Source organism: Microvirga tunisiensis, assembly GCF_009296175.1.
GTDB classification, from domain to species: domain Bacteria; phylum Pseudomonadota; class Alphaproteobacteria; order Rhizobiales; family Beijerinckiaceae; genus Microvirga; species Microvirga tunisiensis.
Map to the genome: position 1 here is coordinate 1 of NZ_VOSK01000968.1, position 612 is coordinate 612.

Here is a 612-nt window from a genome sequence, read left to right on the forward strand (position 1 = left end):
TCCCGATGGCTGTAGATGGTGATGCCCAGCACCTCGCGCTGCACCCGCCCGTTGAAGCGCTCCACGAGACCATTGGTCTGCGGCGTGTAGGGCTTGGTCTTGCGGTGCTCCAGCTTCAGCTGGCGGCAGGCGTCCTCGAAAGCATCCGCCGTGAAGCAGGATCCTCGATCCGTCAGGACGTGCGTGACCTTGAAGGGGAAGGCGCGCACCGCCTCTTTCAGGAAGGCGACCGCGCTGGTGGCCAGCTCATCGTCCTTGACGGCCAGGTGCACCCAGCGCGAGCAGCGGTCGATGGCCACATACAAATAGCGTTTGCGGCGCTCCCCGTCGGCGGTCTGCAGCTTGGGCAGGTGCTTGATGTCGATGTGCACGAAGCCGAGATCATAGTCCTTGAACGTGCCGCTCCGGCGCTGGCGCTGCTGCGCCGGGGGCAATCGTCCCAGACCCTCGGCCTTGAGGATGCGGTAGACGGCATCGCGGTTGAGATGCGGCAGGAAATGCGTGACGATGAAGGTCAGATCGTCGAGCGGAAAGCCGGTGGCCTGGCGCAGGACGCAGACGATGGCGCGCTCCTCGTCCGTGGCTTTCCAGGGCAGCTTGTGCGGCCGGCTG

Annotated in this window: 1 protein-coding gene; it reads right to left on the reverse strand. The window is 65.4% G+C overall.

Translation table 11 applies throughout. The features are described 5' to 3' along the window. Positions 1–612 (reverse strand): DDE-type integrase/transposase/recombinase (locus FS320_RS51525; RefSeq protein WP_152718819.1); only part of this gene is annotated, 612 nt, incomplete at both ends.